This is a genomic window from Pseudomonas sp. SIMBA_041 (genome assembly GCF_046535095.1).
In the GTDB taxonomy this organism is placed as follows: Bacteria; Pseudomonadota; Gammaproteobacteria; order Pseudomonadales; family Pseudomonadaceae; genus Aquipseudomonas; species Aquipseudomonas mucoides.
Window position 1 is genome coordinate 1 of record NZ_JAWRXJ010000103.1, and the last position, 343, is coordinate 343.

A 343-nucleotide genomic window follows, 5' to 3' on the forward strand; every position below is an offset into this window, starting at 1 on the left:
GTCTTTTATATTCAGCTCAACAATACGTCCCGACACCTGTGGGGTGATAGAAACCTGTTCTGCGCGTATTTTCCCGTCGCGTGTCCACGGAGATTGCATGTAATAATTCCACAGCCACCATCCGGCAAGAACCGCAACTACCGCTACAATGATTGTTGAGAAATACTTAATTGTTTTAATTGACATAGTTACCACGCAATCAGTATTGCCAGAGCAAGGCAAACGCAAATCGCAAACAGCGATAAATCCATTAACAAGGGATGCCAGATGTCACCGGCGTAGATCCAGCCACGAAGCAGGCGGTGTACGACAAGCCAGATGACGAATCCAAACGCGAAGGCTT

Annotated in this window: 1 protein-coding gene and 1 pseudogene; both read right to left on the reverse strand. The window is 47.2% G+C overall.

Going from position 1 to position 343, the window contains the following annotated elements:
- Positions 1–186: pseudogene (locus tag SB725_RS30415) on the reverse strand (HlyD family secretion protein); the annotation flags it as partial.
- A gap of 2 nt (positions 187–188) precedes the next feature.
- Positions 189–343, reverse strand: a 155-nt coding sequence (locus tag SB725_RS30420; RefSeq protein WP_319880077.1) for a DUF1656 domain-containing protein, incomplete at its 5' end; no start/stop codon positions are given.